This is a genomic window from Micromonospora sp. NBRC 101691, assembly GCF_030269285.1.
GTDB classification, from domain to species: Bacteria; Actinomycetota; Actinomycetes; order Mycobacteriales; family Micromonosporaceae; genus Micromonospora; species Micromonospora echinospora.
In genome coordinates this window covers 190686-206216 of sequence record NZ_BSTB01000002.1, presented here as the reverse complement: position 1 = coordinate 206216, position 15531 = coordinate 190686, and the positions used below count along the sequence as shown (strand labels likewise).

The 15531-nt window shown below is 73.8% G+C and carries 14 protein-coding genes; 2 read left to right on the top strand and 12 right to left on the bottom strand.

Annotated elements, in window-relative coordinates; all coding sequences use genetic code 11:
• Window positions 1-15 precede the first annotated feature (15 nt).
• From QSK20_RS04935 to QSK20_RS04925, 3 genes are all read right to left on the bottom strand, one after another.
• Window positions 16-1332 (bottom strand): MFS transporter, encoded by a 1317-nt coding sequence (locus QSK20_RS04935; protein ID WP_285787353.1) that lies wholly within the window; start codon window positions 1330-1332, stop codon window positions 16-18.
• Between the two features lie 163 nt (window positions 1333-1495).
• Entirely contained in the window at window positions 1496-2200 is a 705-nt protein-coding gene (locus tag QSK20_RS04930) for a UdgX family uracil-DNA binding protein (protein ID WP_285787352.1), read from the bottom strand.
• 150 nt (window positions 2201-2350) lie between these two features.
• Window positions 2351-3691: an aminotransferase class I/II-fold pyridoxal phosphate-dependent enzyme gene (locus QSK20_RS04925; RefSeq protein WP_285787351.1), complete on the bottom strand. Its 1341-nt coding sequence runs from the start codon at window positions 3689-3691 to the stop codon at window positions 2351-2353.
• 38 nt (window positions 3692-3729) lie between these two features.
• Here QSK20_RS04925 and QSK20_RS04920 point away from each other — a divergent pair, with 38 nt between their 5' ends.
• Together QSK20_RS04920 and leuE are read left to right on the top strand one after the other, a co-directional pair.
• Window positions 3730-4974: a bifunctional pyridoxamine 5'-phosphate oxidase family protein/GNAT family N-acetyltransferase gene (locus QSK20_RS04920; protein ID WP_285787350.1), complete on the top strand. Its 1245-nt coding sequence runs from the start codon at window positions 3730-3732 to the stop codon at window positions 4972-4974.
• Entirely contained in the window at window positions 4974-5645 is a 672-nt protein-coding gene (leuE, locus tag QSK20_RS04915; RefSeq protein WP_285787349.1) for a leucine efflux protein LeuE, read from the top strand. The genes QSK20_RS04920 and leuE overlap by 1 nt, the downstream gene beginning before the upstream one ends.
• Before the next feature lie 178 nt (window positions 5646-5823).
• Here the strand turns inward: leuE and QSK20_RS04910 are convergent, their stop codons facing one another.
• The 9 genes from QSK20_RS04910 to QSK20_RS04870 all read right to left on the bottom strand — a co-directional run bounded on the left by QSK20_RS04910 (window position 5824) and on the right by QSK20_RS04870 (window position 15434).
• A complete protein-coding gene (locus tag QSK20_RS04910) occupies window positions 5824-6747 on the bottom strand; it encodes a sporulation protein (RefSeq protein ID WP_285787348.1) in 924 nt (307 codons plus the stop codon).
• A 7-nt stretch (window positions 6748-6754) separates the two neighbouring features.
• Window positions 6755-7819 (bottom strand): hemolysin family protein, encoded by a 1065-nt coding sequence (locus tag QSK20_RS04905; RefSeq protein WP_285787347.1) that lies wholly within the window; start codon window positions 7817-7819, stop codon window positions 6755-6757.
• Window positions 7816-9159, bottom strand: a complete 1344-nt coding sequence (locus QSK20_RS04900) for a hemolysin family protein (protein WP_285787346.1) — start codon at window positions 9157-9159, stop codon at window positions 7816-7818. The genes QSK20_RS04905 and QSK20_RS04900 overlap by 4 nt, the downstream gene beginning before the upstream one ends.
• Window positions 9160-9307: 148 nt before the next feature.
• Window positions 9308-9643 carry a monovalent cation/H(+) antiporter subunit G gene (mnhG, locus tag QSK20_RS04895; RefSeq protein WP_285787345.1) on the bottom strand — a complete coding sequence of 112 codons (336 nt, stop codon included), beginning with the start codon at window positions 9641-9643 and terminating at the stop codon, window positions 9308-9310.
• Window positions 9640-9891 carry an MrpF/PhaF family protein gene (locus tag QSK20_RS04890; RefSeq protein WP_502888860.1) on the bottom strand — a complete coding sequence of 84 codons (252 nt, stop codon included), beginning with the start codon at window positions 9889-9891 and terminating at the stop codon, window positions 9640-9642. Before QSK20_RS04890 ends, mnhG begins: the two co-directional genes overlap by 4 nt.
• Window positions 9892-9899: 8 nt before the next feature.
• Entirely contained in the window at window positions 9900-10523 is a 624-nt protein-coding gene (locus tag QSK20_RS04885) for a Na+/H+ antiporter subunit E (RefSeq protein ID WP_502888846.1), read from the bottom strand.
• Window positions 10520-12016: a Na+/H+ antiporter subunit D gene (locus QSK20_RS04880; RefSeq protein ID WP_285787343.1), complete on the bottom strand. Its 1497-nt coding sequence runs from the start codon at window positions 12014-12016 to the stop codon at window positions 10520-10522. Before QSK20_RS04880 ends, QSK20_RS04885 begins: the two co-directional genes overlap by 4 nt.
• Window positions 12013-12603 (bottom strand): Na(+)/H(+) antiporter subunit C, encoded by a 591-nt coding sequence (locus QSK20_RS04875; RefSeq protein ID WP_352232275.1) that lies wholly within the window; start codon window positions 12601-12603, stop codon window positions 12013-12015. Before QSK20_RS04875 ends, QSK20_RS04880 begins: the two co-directional genes overlap by 4 nt.
• Window positions 12600-15434, bottom strand: a complete 2835-nt coding sequence (locus tag QSK20_RS04870) for a Na+/H+ antiporter subunit A (protein ID WP_285787342.1) — start codon at window positions 15432-15434, stop codon at window positions 12600-12602. The genes QSK20_RS04875 and QSK20_RS04870 overlap by 4 nt, the downstream gene beginning before the upstream one ends.
• Window positions 15435-15531: the final 97 nt, after the last annotated feature.

Genomic DNA, 15531 nt, shown 5'->3' with positions numbered 1-15531 from the left:
CCCCCGTTCCGCATGTCAGTCCTCCTCGGGCGCGGACACCGTCGCCGGCCGCAACGCTAGCGCCACCAACGGCACGACCGCGACCGCCGCGAGCAGGGTCAGGACCGGATAGCCGGCCACCTGCACGACAAACCCGCTGGCCGCGCCGGCCGCCGCACCGGCCAGTCCCATGGTCAGGTCGGACAGGCCCTGGACGGTGGGGCGTTCGGCCACCGGCACCGACTCCGACAGCAGCGTGGAGCCGGCGACCATGGTGGCCGACCAGCCCAGCCCCAGCAGGACCAGGCCGACGGAGAGCAGCACGGTGTGGTGCCCGGCGGTGCCGGCCACCGCGCAGGCGGCCAGCAGCAGGGCGGTGCCGGCGAGGATCACCGGTCGCCGGCCGACCCGGTCGGTGAGCCAGCCCACCAGCGGGGCGAGCGCGTACATCCCGGCGATGTGCAGGCTGAGCACGATGCCCACCACGTGCAGCACGTCGGCGTCGGCGTGCGACTCGCCGATGTGCACCGGGGTCATCGCCATCACCCCGACCATGACCAGGTGACCCATGGCGACCGCGGCGATGCCCAGCCGGGCGGCCGGTCGCTGCCGCACGACCCGCCAGGCCGACCACATGCCGGCGGCGCGGCGGGTCGCCGGCGTCGGCGGCGCGACCACGGCGCCGGCGGTCGGAGCCGCCTCGGCCACCGCGAGCCGGCGGGCGGTGAGCAGCGGGTCGGGACGGAGCAACGCGAAGATCACCACGGCGGCGCACCCGAAGGCGACGGCGCTGAACGCGAACGGCCCGGCCAGCGCGGGCAGCCCCCAGCGGCTGGTGGTGCTGTCGGCGAGATCGGCGAAGTTCGGCGCGGCCACCGCCCCGATCGTGGTGGCCCAGACGATCAGGGAGAGTTGGCGGCCCCGGCGGGCCGGTTCGGCGAGGTCGACGGCGGTGTAGCGGGCCTGGAGGTTGGCGGCGCTGCCACCGCCGAAGAGGAGCATGCCGAGGAAGAGCAGCGGCACCGAGCGGGTGGTCGCGGCGGCCACCACCAGCAGCCCGCCGAGCGCGCCGGTCAGGTACGCCAGGACCAGGCCGGGCCGCCTGCCGTACCCGGTCATGATGCGGGTGATCGGGACGGCGAGCAGCGCGCCGCCGACCACTCCGGCGCTCTGCGCCAGGCCGGCCACGGCGGCGCCCGCGATCCGCTCGGCGAGCAGCGCGCCGACGGAGATGCCGATGGTGACCCCGACGCCGCCGATGATCTGGGTGACGAAGAGCAGCCGCAGGGTTCGTCGCTGGATCGGGGCGACGTCCGGGCGCAGGGCGACCGGGGCGGTGAGGTCGGTGGTCATCGCGACTCCTCGGGAGGGGGCGGTCCCCATCCTGGCCTACCCGTCGGGGCGTCCCGCCCCCGCCGTCCCGCTACCGGTCGAGGCTACGGCCGATGATCTCCTTCAGGACAGCGGTCGGCGACCCGGTTCTGCAGCTCGGTCGTCCACCATCTGGCCTTCGACGTCAACCGGTCAGGGCGCGGGCGGCGACGGTGAGGTCGGCGACCAGTCCCTGGTAGGCGATCTCCTGGTTGTCGGCACGCAGCACGGCGGAGGGGTGGATGGTGGCGAGGAGCCGGGCCGGCGGCGCGTCGGCGACCCGGCCGGCGGAGTCGACCGGCACCCGGGTGAAGTCCTCGGGATGCTGCGCCGAGGCGGGCCAGGGCAGCAGTTCGCCGCGCTGGCGGGTGACCCGGAACGCCGGACCGAGCAGGGCCTTCGCGGCGGTGGCCCCGAGCGCCACCACGATCTCCGGGCGGAGCCGGGCGAACTCGGCGACCAGCCAGGGCCGGCAGGCGGTGATGTGCACCCGGTCGGGCGTCTGGTGGATGCGCCGCTGGCCGCGTAGCTCGAAGCGGAAGTGCTTCACGGTGTTCGTGAGGTACAGCCCGGTGGGGTCGAGGCCGGCGTCGTCGACCGCCCGACGGAGCACCCGCCCGGCCGGCCCGACGAACGGGAGACCCTTCTGGTCCTCCAGGTCGCCGGGCTGCTCGCCGACGAGGACCACCCGGGCGTCCGCACCGCCCCGGCCGAAGACGGTCTGCGAGGCGTCCCGGTACAGCTCACAGCCCTGGCATGCGGCTGCGGCGGTCCGCAACTCGTCGATCGTGTCAGCGCGGGGCGGAATGAACCGCTGGGCACCCGGGGCGGTCTCGGTCTGCTCGGACATGGCGACTGTTGTACCCGGAGGCGCCTCGGTCACGCGGTGATCCCCTGGTCGGCCCGGCGCGTCGCGCCCGCAGCGGCCCGGGTGACCCGACGGCCGGCCGGGTGACCCGACGGCCGGCCCGGACGGCCGCGCGGTGGTCGACCCCGCCGGTCAGGCGGTGAAACCGGCCGGACGGGCGGGTCGGAGCGCGTGGGCGACCGCGTCGGCGAGCGTCGGGATCTCCGTGTCGTCGAGTGGGCTGACGGTCAGCCGGACGGCCGGCGGCGCGCCGATCCGGAACAGCCCACCGGGTGCGACCGCCCATCCGGCGTCCCGCAGGGCGGTCACCGCGCTGGTCTCGTCGGGAACCGGCAACCAGACGTTGATGCCGCTGCGGCCGTGGGCGGTGAGGCCGTGCCCGGCGAGCGCGGCGATCAGGGCGTCACGCCGCCGCTGGTAACTCTCCTCCGCCCGGGTGACCAGCTCGGTGGTCGCCGGGTCGGTCCAGAGGGCCAGCACCAGCCGTTGCAGCAGGGTGGAGACCCAGCCGGGGCCGACGCTCATCCGGCCGGCCACCCGGGCCACGGTCGTCTCGTCCCCGGCGAGCAGGGCGAGCCGGAGATCCGGGCCGTAGGGCTTGCTCACCGAGCGGACGAAGGCCCAGGACGGGGTCGCCCCGGCCAGGGGGTGCAGCGGCAGCCGGGCCAGCTCGGCGGCGTGGTCGTCCTCGACGAGCAGCACGTCGGGGCGACCGGCGAGCAGGGCACGCAACGCCGCGGCCCGGTCGGCCGAGACGGCGGCGCCGGTGGGGTTCTGCGCCCGGCTGGTGACGATCAGGGCCCGCGCGCCGAGGGCCAGCGCGTCCCGGACCCCGGCCTCGGTCGGGCCGTCGTCGTCGACCGGTACGGCGACCGGCCGCAGGCCCAGCGCGGCGACCAGGTCGAGCAGGTTGGCCCAGCCCGGGTCCTCCACGGCCACCGGGTCGCCGGGTCGCAGGTAGGCGTCGAGCAGGCGCTCGATGCCGTCGAGCGCCCCGCCGGTGACGGTGAGTCCGTCGACCGGGACCCCGTCGGCAGTGAGCCGCTCGCGTGCGGCCTCGGCCAGTTCGGGCAGGACGCCGGCCGGCGCGTATCCGGTGGGTGGGCCGATCCGGTCGGCGAGCCGGGCCAGGTGCGGGCCGAGCGGCGGCAGCAGCCGGAGGTCGGGCTGGCCCCGGGAGAGGTCCCGGACGCCGGGGCCGGGGGTCGGGTACCGGGCGGCCCGGCGGGTGGCGACCGGTGGACGGGGGCGGACCCGGGTGCCGTGCCGGCCGGCGGTCGCGACCAGGCCGCGTTGCCGCAGCTCCTGGTAGGCGCGGGCGACGGTGGCCGGGCTGACCGCGAGGGCGGCGGCGAGGGCGCGGACCGGGGGCAGGGCGCTGTCGGGAGGAAGCGCTCCGCTGCGGACACCCGACTCGACGCTCGCCGAGATCTCGGCCGCCGTGCCACCGGTGATCTGATAACGTACTGCCACAGTCTTCAGATCGTACTAGCACAAAGGCGGGATGTCACATGTACACGCCGACCGCCCGGACCACCCCCCACCGCTCGCGGGAGCGGATGAGCTACGACCGCGCCGCCGCCCACGCCGTGCTCGACGAGGCGTACCACTGCACGCTCGGCTTCGTCGTCGACGGCGAGCCGCGCCTGCTGCCCACCCTCCACGTCCGTGTCGGCGACACCCTCTACCTGCACGGCTCCACCGGCAGTCGGCCCCTGCTGGCCGCCCGGGGCCCGGACGGGCTGCCGGTCTGCGTCGGTGTCACCCTGCTCGACGGGCTGGTCTACGCACGCTCCCAGTTCCACCACAGCGCCAACTACCGCTCCGTGGTCGCGCACGGGGTCGCCCGCCTGGTCACCGACGCCGCAGAGCGGTCCACGATGCTGACCGCGCTGATGGAGAAGGTCGGCACCGGCCGCAGCGCGGAGAGCCGCCCGCCGAGCCGGAAGGAACTGGCCGAGACCGCCGTCCTGGCGTTGCCCCTGCGCGAGGTGTCGGTCCGCTCCCGCACCGGCGGGGTCCGCGACGACCCGGCCGACCTGGCCCTGCCGTACTGGGCCGGGGTCGTGCCGCTGCGGCTGACCCCGGGGCTCGCCGAGCCGGACGCCGGGGTCACCGCGCCAATCCCGGCGTACCTTCGCCCGTCCCGCTCACCGTGGCTCGAACCGGCACCGATGCGCGGCGCACACGTGGTGCTGGAGGCTCTCGACGGGTCCCACGCCGACGAGTTGTTCGACGCCACCGACGACCCGGAGGTCTGGCAGCACCTGACCGTCCCCCGGCCCACCGACCCCACCGGGGTGCGCGAACTGGTCTCGGACGCCCTGTCGGCTCACCACCGGGGCGAGCGGGTGCCCTGGGTGCAGCGCTGCGCGGTGACCGGGGCGGTGGTCGGCACCACCTCGTACTACGAGATCGACCCGGATCGTGGGGCGGTGGCGATCGGCCACACCTTCCTCGGTCGCCCCTGGTGGCGCACCGCCGTCAACACGGAGGCGAAACTGCTGTTGCTCGCCCGGGCGTTCGAGGAACTGGGGGCGCGCCGGGTGGTCTGGCACACCGACAGCCGGAACACGCGTTCCCAGCGGGCCGTCGAACGGCTCGGCGCGACCCGGGAGGGTGTGCTCCGGATGCACCGGCAGCGCCCCGACGGTTCCTGGCGGGACACCGTCCAGTATTCGATGGTCGTCGACGAGTGGCCGGAAGCACAGCGCCGCCTGTGGGAAAGGCTTCGCGCGGGGGCAGCGGTGGCGTGATGATGGCCGGCGTGCTGGGCATCACCGACTTCTGGACGTTTGTGCTGGGTACCGTGGCGATCGTTCTGCTCCCCGGGCCCAATTCGCTCTTCGTGCTCTCGGCCGCCGCGAGGCGCGGCGTGGGCACCGGTTACCGGGCCGCCGCCGGGGTGTTCGTCGGCGACGCCGTGCTCATGGTTCTCTCCGCAGCCGGGGTGGCCTCGCTGCTCACCGCGTACCCACCGCTCTTTCTGGTGATCAAGTACGCCGGGGCGGCGTACCTGGGCTACGTGGGGTTGACCATGCTGCGCGGCGCCTGGCGGCGCTGGCGCACCCGCCACGACCCGGCCGCACCGCGCCTGGTGGACGTCCCGGAGCCGGCGGCGATCCGCGCGCCGTTCCGCCGGGCCCTGGTGGTCAGCCTGGTCAACCCGAAGGCGATCCTCTTCTTCGTCTCCTTTTTCATCCAGTTCGTCGACCCGACCTACCCCTGGCCAGCGCTCTCCTTCCTGGCGCTCGGCCTGGTCGTGCAGGTGACCAGCGTGCTGTACCTGACCGCGCTGATCTTCGCCGGCACCTTCCTGGCCAGCCAGTTCCGGACACGTCGCCGGCTGGCTGCCACCGCCACCACCGGCGTCGCGGCGCTCTTCCTCGGCTTCAGCTTCAAACTCGCCACCGCCACCGCCAGCTGAGGTCAGGGCGGTCACCGCCGGCCGGTGTCCGGCAGGGTGACCACCGAGCGAGGTCCGGCGCGGTGACCACCGAGCGAGGTCCGGCGCGTTCACCGCCGGCCGAGGTCCGGCGCGTTCACCGCCGGCCGAGGACAGAGCGGCACTGCGGGCCGAGGGCAGAGCGGCACCGCCGGCCAGATCAGGTGCCGTCGCCGGATCCGCCGCCGATGCCGGGGCCGCCGGCGGTGCCGCCCAGCCCCTCCCCCGGGGCCACCGGGCGGTCGGGTGGGCGGCTGACGTGGGCCGACCCGGTGATCCGGGCCGACCAGTGGGCGTTCGCCGCCGCCTCGGCGTGCCGGTCGATGGCCTTCCGGAGCCAGCCGTCCACCACGCTGGTCCAGTCCTGCTGGCCGGCGTCGACGTGCCACGCCTTGAACCGGCTGATGCTCTGGTGGGTCACGCCGGCCAGGGCGAGCCGGCGGTCCATCCAGAGGATCACCTCCAGGGTCGCCGGATCCGCCACGAAGATCAGCTCCAACTCGGTGACGGGGCCGGCGTAGAGCGGCCCCACCCAGAAGTTGATCCGCTGGTGGACGGGGAGGGTCTGGGTCACCCCGGGCAACCGGCCGGCCTGGAGTCCGGCCTGGCGCAGGGTGAAACCGAGGGTGTCGAGGGCGGCCAGCACGTGTTGCTGGGTGGGGAGGGGATGGACGAAGACCGGCACCATCGCGCCCTGGTCCAGCAGGCCGTCCAGCGCCACCTCGGTGCGCAGCCCGGTACGGAGACTGAGCAACGGCACCCCGCCGAAGATGGTCACCGGTGTCTCCCACGGCAACGGCAACGCGAACGCCACCGACCGCCGCTGCCCGGCCGGCAGGACGAAACCGCCGGCCACCGCCGCCTGGTGGAACTGCACCAGACGGCGGGGCTGACCCGGATCCTCCGGCTCGACCGTGGCGACGAGCCCCAGCCGGATGTGCCCGACCGGCACGTCGGCCGACCCGGCGGTGAGCGTCACCCGCCCCGGCAGGCGCAGGCCAGGGCGGGTGCTGGGGTTGGTCACGGAGGTGTGCACGGTCAGCCCGGTCCCGCCGGACGCCGATGACACCCCCGTGAACCGCACCGTGGCCCTACCGCATCCGCCGCCCACGGGGCACCGGGTCGGTCTCGTCGTCGAACTCGCCGATGACCTCCTCCAGGAGGTCCTCCAACGCCACGAACCCGATCGGGCGGGTCGGGCCGCCACCGTTGCGCACCAGCGCGAGCTGCGCCTGCACACCACGCATCGCGGCCACCGCCTCGGTGACCGAGGCGGTGGCGGGCAGGGTGAACGCGTCGGTCATCAGTTCACCGGCGGTCGCCGACCGCCCGGTGGTGGTGACCCGGACGGCCTCCCGGACGTGTACCAGTCCCACCACGTCACCGTCGGGGTCGACCACCGCGAGACGGGACCGGCCGCTGTCCCGGGAGACCTCCTCGATCCGTTCGGCGGGGTCGTCCCGGCGGACCGTGACGATCTCCCCGAAGGGCTCCATCACGTCGGCCACCTTGGTGCCCTGCAACTCCAGCATGCTGGTGAGCATCTGGTGCTGCTCGGCGCCGAGCAGCCCGTGTTCCCGGGACTGCTCCAGCAGCATGCGCAGCTCCTCCGGGCCGTGCACCTGGGCGAGCTGGTCCTGCGGGTTGACCCGGACCAGCCGGAGCATGGCGTTGGCCACCGCGTTGAGCGCGGAGAGCACCGGCCGGGCCACCCGGGCGAAGGCCCGGAACGGCAGCGCCAGCAGCAGTGCCGACCGCTCCGCGTCGGTGATCGCCCACGACTTCGGTGCCATCTCGCCGACCACCAGGTGCAGGAAGGTGACCAGGCTCAGCGCGAAGACCAACGCGACGACGTGGCTCGCCGTCGTCGGCAGGCCGACCGCGTGCAGCAACGGGCTGAGCAGGTGCTCGATCGCCGGTTCGGCGAGCGCGCCCAGGCCCAGCGTGCAGAGGGTGATGCCGAGCTGCGCGCCGGCCAGCATCAGGGACAGCTCGCGGACGCCGTCGAGCGCCGCGCGGGCCGCCCGGCCGCCGCCGGCCGCGGCCTGTTCCAGCCGGTACCGCTTGCTGGCCACCAGGGCGAACTCGGCGGCCACGAAGAAGGCGTTCAACGCCAGCAGCACCACCGAGGTGATCAGCGCGAGTCCGGTGCTCATGCCGCCACCTCGCTCGTGCCGATGACCCGCAGCCGGACGGAGTCGGCGACGTGCCGGTCCACCGCGAGCACCTCCACCAGGGCCCGGGGAGCGGGCTCGCCGTCCTCGGCGGGCAGCCCGATCTCCAACAGGTCACCCACCTCGGGCACCCGGCCGAGTTCCCGCATGACCAGCCCGGAGACGGTGTCGTACTCCGGGCCCTCGGGCAGCGCGATGCCGGTGCTGTCGGCCACCTCGTCGATCCGCCAGCGGGCCGGGACCACCCAGGACCCGTCGTCCTGCCGGGCCGGGGCCCGCTCGGGCGGGTCGTCCTCGTCCCGGATCGGACCGACCAGTTCCTCGGCGATGTCCTCCAGCGAGATCACGCCGGCGAACCCGCCGTACTCGTCGACCACGCAGGCGAGCTGCCGGTGTCCGACCCGCAGCCGGTCGAGCACCGTCGGCAGCGGCAGCGTCTCCGGCACCAGCAGCGGCGGTACGGCCACCGCGCTCACCGGCGTCGTCCCGCGTTCCGCCGGGGGTACGCCGAGCACGTCGGCGATCCCGACCACGCCGACCAGGTCGTCGACGCCCTCGGCGCCCCGCACCGGGAACCGGGAGTGACCGGTGTCGAGCAGCTCGACCACCCGTCTGACCGGCTCGTCGGCCCGGACGGTGTGCACGTCGACCCGGGGGACCATGGCCTCCCCGGCGGTCAGCTCCCGGAAGTCCAGCCCGCGGTCGAGCAGGTCGGACATGGCCGCGTCGAGGTGTCCCTCCTCGCGGGACTCGGCGATGATCTGCTCCAGGTCCTGCGGGGTCGCCCCGCTGGGCAGTTCCTCGATCGGCTCGATGCCGACCCGCCGGAGCAGTCGTACCGCGGACCGGTCGAAGAGCTTGATCAGCGGACCGGCCACGGCGAGGTAGATCAGGGTGGAACGGCTCAGGGCCCGGGCCAGTGGCTCGGGCCGGGCGATGGCGAGGTTCTTCGGGGCCAGCTCACCGAGAACCATCTGCACGACGGTCGCGATGACCAGGGCCAGCGCCACCGACAGCGGCAGGCTGACCGCCGTGGAGACGCCGGCCACGCCGAGCAGTTCGGCCAGTCCGGCACCGAGGAACGGCTCGGCGACGTAACCGACGAGCAGGGCGGTGACGGTGATGCCGAGCTGGGCGCCGGAGAGCATGAAGGAGAGCCGGCTGGTGACCTGCAGGGCTCGGGCGGCGGCGGGATCGCCGTCGTCGGCCATCTGCCGCAGCTTGCCGCGGTCGACGGCGACGTAGCCGAACTCCTGGGCCACGAAGTAGCCGGTGGCGGCGGTGAGAACGATGATCAGGATGAGTCCGACGACGATCAACACGGGAGGCTCAGGGCTCCCGACGTCGCGGGCAGGGGAAGCCGGGTCGTACCCGGCTGGCTACTGCTGCCCTCCTGGGCAGAAGAGTCGATCATGCGAGTCATTTTATCGGCCCGGGGTGTGCGCTGCCCGGATGTCGGGGGAAGCGTTTTCACCGGTTGGCGAGTTCGTCGACGTCGAGCAGGTCCCGATCGACCCGGCCGGACCGGTAGACGGCCCGGCTGATCATCTGCGCGGTGACCGGTGCGGTGGTCAGCTGAAAGAGCCCGACCAGCAGGATCATGCCGAGGTCGGTGGGGCTGCGCAGGCGGAGCGCCAGACCCAGCAGGATCAGCAGCACCCCCAGCACCTGCGGTTTGGTCACCGTGTGCATCCGGTCGAGGGCGTTCGGCAGGCGCAGCACCCCGACCCCGGAGGCCAGGCTGAACAGCGCGCCGGCCAGCAGGCAGACGGTGGCGAGCAGGTCGGCCAGGTCGGTGGCGCTCACGACTCCTCCCCGACGGCGAACCGGACCAGGGCCACCGAGCCGAGGAACGCCAGCAGCGACAGCACCACCAGCACCGGCAGGGTGGTGGTCTGCCGGTGCACCGCCGCCTCGGCGCCCACCGCGGCGATCATCGTGGCCAGCAGCAGTTCCGTGGCGACCAGCCGGTCGAGCAGGGACGGGCCGCGCACGATCCGGACCAGCGCGAGCAGCGCGGTGACGGAGAGCAGGACGGTCAGGACGACGATCATGGTCAGGTTCACGTGGCGGTTCCCTTCTCGGCGGGGGCGTCCAGCAGCCGGACCTCGGCGGGAGAGCCGACGGCACGGACGAGGCGGCACTCGACGTCCTCGATCCGCCGACGGGTACGGCACAGGTCCTCCGGTCCACGGACGTCGAAGACGTGGACGTAGAGCAGGCCGGTGTGCCGGTCGACGTCGACGATCAGGCTTCCCGGCACCAGGGAGAGCACCTCGGCGGTGAGGGCCAGGTTCAGGTCGGTACGCACCCGCAGCCGGACCGCGATGATCGCGCTACGCGGCCGGTAGCCGGGGCGGACGGCGATCCAGGCGACGTGGATGCTGGCCCCGACCAGTTGGACGACGAACCGCGCGCCGAAGCGCAGCAGCGGGCCGGGGCGGAGCCGGCTGTCCAGGGTGACCGGCGGCAGCGGGAAGAACACCAGCACCACCGCCGCGACGGCCACCCCACCGACCAGGTTGCCGAGGGTGAACCGCCCCCAGAACAGGTTCCAGATGAGCACCATCCAACCGGCGGCGATCAGCCGTTCCCGCCAGCGGGCGGCGCGGGCACGGCCGGGCGTCGCCCCGGGGATCATCGGCCGGTGGGGGCCGGGCGCGGGAACCGACGGGTCCGGGTTCACGGGGTGCCTTCGGGGAAGACGGCCCGGACGTACGGGGTGCGCCGGTAGAGGTCGTCCGCCGCGTCCGCGGTCACCGCGAAGATCGGCCCGGCGGCGAGGGTGAGCGTCACGCCGAGCGTCACCAGCGCCACCGTCGAGCCGACCATCAGGCGGGGCAGTGACGGAGCCTCGGCGGCCAGCCGGGGCGACCGCCAGAACGCGATGTTCCACACCCGGGAGGCGGCGTAGAGGGTGCAGAGACTGGTCACCGCCCCGGCGGCCACCACCGTCCAGGGCAGCGCGCCGCCCACCGCCGCGCCCGCCTGGAAGAGGCCGAGCTTGCCGAGGAAACCCGGGAACGGCGGGATCCCGGCGAGGTTCATGGCCGGGACGAAGAACAGCACGGCGATCAGTGGGGTGATCCGGGCCAGACCACCGAGGCGGCGCAGGTCGGTGCTGCCGGCGCGCACCTCGATCAGGCCGGCGACGAGGAAGAGCGTGGTCTGGACGGTGATGTGGTGCAGCACGTAGAAGATCGCGCCGGTGAGCCCGGCCACGGTGCTCAACGCGACCCCGAAGATCATGTAGCCGATGTGGCTGACCAGGGTGAAGGAGAGCATCCGTTTCAGGTCGGACTGGGCCACCGCGCCCAGGATGCCGACCAGCATGGTCAGCCCGGCCACCACCATCAGCAACGCGTCGGCCCGCCCGTCGGGGAAGAGCAGCGTCTCGGTGCGAATGATCGCGTAGACGCCGACCTTGGTGAGCAGGCCGGCGAAGACCGCGGTGACCGGGGCGGGCGCGGTCGGGTAGCTGTCCGGCAGCCACGCCGCCAGGGGGAAGACGGCGGCCTTGATGCCGAAGGCGAGCAGCAGCATCAGTTGCAGCGCCAGCCGCAGGTCCGCCGGCAGGGTGTCGAGGCGGCCGGCGAGCTGGGCCAGGTTGAGCGTGCCGGTCGCCGCGTACACAAGGCCCACCCCGCTCAGGAAGACCATCGACGCGAGGATGTTGACCACCACGTACGTCGAGCCGGTGCGGATCCGGACGTCGCTGCCCCCCAGGGTGATCAGCACGTAGCTCGCGGTCAGCAGCATCTCGAACCCGACGAACAGGTTGAACAGGTCACCGGCGAGGAAGGAGTTGGTGACTCCGGCGGTCAGCACCAGGTAGGTGGGGTGGAAGATGCTCACCGGGGTGCCCTCGTCGAGGTCGGACTGACCCTGACCGATGGAGTACAGCAGCACGCAGAGCGTCACCGCCGCCGAGACGGTCAGCATCAGGGCGGCCAACTGGTCGGCGACCAGCACGATGCCGGCCGGTGGCGGCCAGCCGCCGATCCGGACCACCAGCGGTCCTTCGGCGTACGCCCGGACGAGCAGCACCGCCGACACGGCGAGGGTGGCGGTGAGGACGACCACGCTGACCGCGCGCTGTGCCCGTGCCCATGGCAGCACCAGGGTCAGGGCGGCACCCAGCAGCGGCATCACCACCGGCAGCGGCACCAGGGCGGTCATCGGCGGCCTCCTGGACCGACGGCCCCGTCGTCGTCGGGTGGGCCGTCCCCGGCCGCGCGCTGCGGGCGGGGAGCGTGTTCCTCGGCCACGTGGCGGGGGCCGGACGCATCCGCCCCGACGGGGTGGGACGGCTCGGGCGCGTTCGGCGAGCGGTCCACCTGCTCGGCGTCGTCCCCCGGCCCCTCCCCGCCCGGGTCCCCCGGGGGCGGGGCGTCCCGGTCGGCGAGCCCGACGATCTGCCGGTCCTCCGGGTCGTCCCGCACCTCGTCGTGCGAGGTGAGCAGCCAACTCCGGTACGCCACGGCCAGCAGGAACGCGGACAGCCCCAGGGTGATCACGATGGCGGTGAGGATCATCGCCTGGGGCAGCGGGTCGCTCATCTGGTCCGCCGGGGTGGTGCCGGCCAGCGGGGCCTCCTCCGCCGGGCCGCTGAGCAGGATGAGCACGTTGACCCCGTTGCTGAAGAGGATCACGCCGAGCAGGATCCGGGTGATGTTGCGCTCCAGCAGCAGGGTGACGCCGGTCGCGACGAGCACGGCGACGATGACCGCCAGCACCAGCGTGGGGCCGTCTCCCGAGGCGGTCACCGTTGCCCGCCCCCCTGGTCGGCCGCCAGGCCCCGGGCCGCCTGGCCACCGGTCTGGATCTGGCGGTCCACCTCCGCGCCGAGCGTGCGCAGGACGTCCAGCGCCAGGCCGATGACGATGAGGTACACACCGATGTCGAAGAAGAGCGAGGTGACCAGGTAGAAGTCGCCGATACCGGGGACGCTCAGGTTGATCCGGCTGCTCTCCAACAGGTTCCCCGTGGTCAGCAACGCGACCACTCCGCTGCCCACGGCGGTCCCCAGCCCGACGCCCAGCACCGAGCCGGCTCCCACCGGCGCGGCGTCCTCCAGTTCGTACCGGCCGCCGGCCAGGTAGCGCAGGGTCAGCGCCAGCGCCGCCACCAGTCCGCCGACGAAGCCGCCACCGGGCGCGTTGTGCCCGGAGAAGAGCAGGAAGAGGGAGAAGAGCACGACACTGTGGAAGATCAGCCGGGTGACCACCTCGAAGACCAGCGAACGGCGACGTTCGTGCAGGGTCGGGCCGCCCCGGAGCCAGACCCGTTGACCCGGCCGGTTGCGGGCGGCGGACGGGCCCCGGCGACGCGGGCGGGGCCCGGTCCGGGAGCGCTCGAAGATCAGACTGGCCACCCCGGTGGCCGCCACCACGAGGACCGAGATCTCGCCGACGGTGTCCCAGACACGGATGTCGACCAGGATCACGTTGACCACGTTGTCGCCGTAGGCCTGCTCGACGGCGAGTCGGGGGAAGTCCGCCGAGACCGGCGGCAGGCGACGGCTGCCGGCCGCCACGACGGCCAGGCCGGCGAGGACCACGCCGACGGCCACCCCGATCCCTGCGCGGACCCACCGGCTGCGCCGCAGGGGACGAACCGAGAAGCGGGGCGGCAGCCGGCGCAGCGCCAGCACGAAGAGCGTGATCGTCGCGGTCTCGACGAGGATCTGGGTGAGCGCCAGGTCGGGCGCGCCGTGCACCACGAAGATCATCGCGGTGCCGTACCCGGTCACCCCGACCAGCAGCATGGCGGTCAGCCGGGTCCGGGCGGCCACGGCGAGCACCGCCGCCACCGTGACGATCAGGCCGACCAGTGGCTGCACCGGGCTGTCCCAGATCCGGGTGGGCACCGGCCAGGGCCGGACCAGCAGCATCGCCCCGCCCGGGAGCACCACCAGCACCACCAGGATGGTGCCGAGGTACTGCGGCAGCGAGCCGCGCTGGATCCGGCTGGTCAGCTCGATCGCGACCCGGTCGAAGACATGGGTGGCCCCCTCGTAGAACTCCGGTCCGGCGATCGGGGCCCGGACCCGGGCCAGCACCGGGGCGAGCGGGCCGCGCAGCAGGAAGATCAGCCCACCCGCCGCCAGCACCAGAAGGGACAGCCACAGGGCGGGCTGGGGGCCGGACCAGAGCGCCAGCGGATGGTCGCTGCCGGGAAACGCCGCGGCGTACGGCGCGAGCAGGGTGCCGACCGGTCCGGCGAGCGGCCCGAGGAGAAGCCCGGCCCCGGCCAGCAGCGCCGGAGGTAGCACGAGCGCGCCGGCCGGCCGCCCGACCGGCACCGGGTCGACGCCGGGCTTCGTACCGAAGGCGCCCCACAGGAACCGGGCGCTGTAGGCGACGGTGAGGGCCGAGCCGACCACCGCGACGCCGAGGGCGAGCGGGTCGTGGAGGAACGCGTACAGCACGGCTTCCTTGGCGACGAACCCGACCAGCGGCGGAGCCCCGGCCATCGACGCGGCGGCGAGGAGCGCGACGATCCAGAGCAGCGGCAGCCGACGTCGCAGCCCGGTCAGTTCGCGCAGGTCCCGGGTGCCGGCGACGTGGTCGACGGCCCCGACGACCAGGAACAGCGCCGCCTTGAACAGGGCGTGCGCCAGCAGCAGCGCCAGCGCGGCCAGCGCCGCCTCCCGGGTGCCCGCTCCGGTCACCGCCATGAGCAGGCCGAGCTGGCTCAGGGTCCCGAACGCCAGCAGCAGTTTCAGGTCGGTCTGACGCAAGGCCGCCCAGCCGCCGACGACCAGGGTCGCGAGTCCGGCCACGGTGGTGACCGGCCGCCAGGGTGGGGTGTGGGCCAGCACCGGGGCCAGCAGGCCGACGAGGTAGACACCGGCCTTCACCATGGCCGCCGCGTGCAGGTAGGCGCTGACCGGCGTGGGTGCGGCCATGGCCGCGGGCAACCAGGCGGTGAACGGCAGGACGGCCGACTTCGTCAGCGCCCCCACCAGCACGAGCAGGGCGGCGACGGTCAGGTACCCGCCACCGGGCGGCGCGGCCGCGATCTCCGACCAGCGGTACGTGCCGGCCGACTGCCCGATCACGACGAACCCGACGAGCATCGCCAGTCCACCCAGGGTGGTCACGGTCAGCGCCTGGGCGGCGGCCCAGCGGCTGGCCCGCCGCTCCGGGTGGTGCCCGATCAGCAGGTACGAGAAGACCGTGGTGAGTTCCCAGCAGACGTAGAGCAGGAGCAGGTTGTCGGCGAGGACCAGACCGAGCATCGCCCCGGCGAAGGCGACGAGGACACCGGCGAACCGGCCGAGGTCCGGCTCGTCCGGAGCGAGGTAGCCGGCGCAGTACACCAGCACCAGCGCGCCGACGCCGCCGACCAGCAGGGTCATCAGCCAGGACAGGGTGGTCGTCCGCAAGGCCAGGTCGAGCTGGAGCTGGCGGATCCAGGGGTGGTACTCGACCAGCGTGCCCCCGTCACGGACCGCCGGGGTCCGCGCGAGCGCCCAGACGAAGGCGGCGGCGGGCGCCAGGGCGAGCGGATAGCAGGCCCGGGGCCCCCACCACCGGACCAGCAGCGGCGCGAGCAGGGCCGCCACGAGATGGAGGATCAGCAGTACGAACACGCGTCCTCCCGGTAGGTGGCAGCGCCCGGCGGGGCACTCTCCGGCTACCAGGGATCACACGTCAGATGACGGGGCCTATGGGGGCTTTTGCGAAAAA

Bases quoted from the DNA above. Each gene is read 5' to 3' on its own strand.
- QSK20_RS04935 (WP_285787353.1), bottom strand. From the start codon at position 1,332: ATGACCACCGACCTCACCGCCCCGGTCGCCCTGCGCCCGGACGTCGCC.
- QSK20_RS04930 (WP_285787352.1), bottom strand. From the start codon at position 2,200: ATGTCCGAGCAGACCGAGACCGCCCCGGGTGCCCAGCGGTTCATTCCG.
- QSK20_RS04920 (WP_285787350.1), top strand. From the start codon at position 3,730: ATGTACACGCCGACCGCCCGGACCACCCCCCACCGCTCGCGGGAGCGG.
- leuE (WP_285787349.1), top strand. From the start codon at position 4,974: ATGATGGCCGGCGTGCTGGGCATCACCGACTTCTGGACGTTTGTGCTG.
- QSK20_RS04905 (WP_285787347.1), bottom strand. From the start codon at position 7,819: ATGAGCACCGGACTCGCGCTGATCACCTCGGTGGTGCTGCTGGCGTTG.
- QSK20_RS04890 (WP_502888860.1), bottom strand. From the start codon at position 9,891: ATGATCGTCGTCCTGACCGTCCTGCTCTCCGTCACCGCGCTGCTCGCG.
- QSK20_RS04880 (WP_285787343.1), bottom strand. From the start codon at position 12,016: ATGACCGCCCTGGTGCCGCTGCCGGTGGTGATGCCGCTGCTGGGTGCC.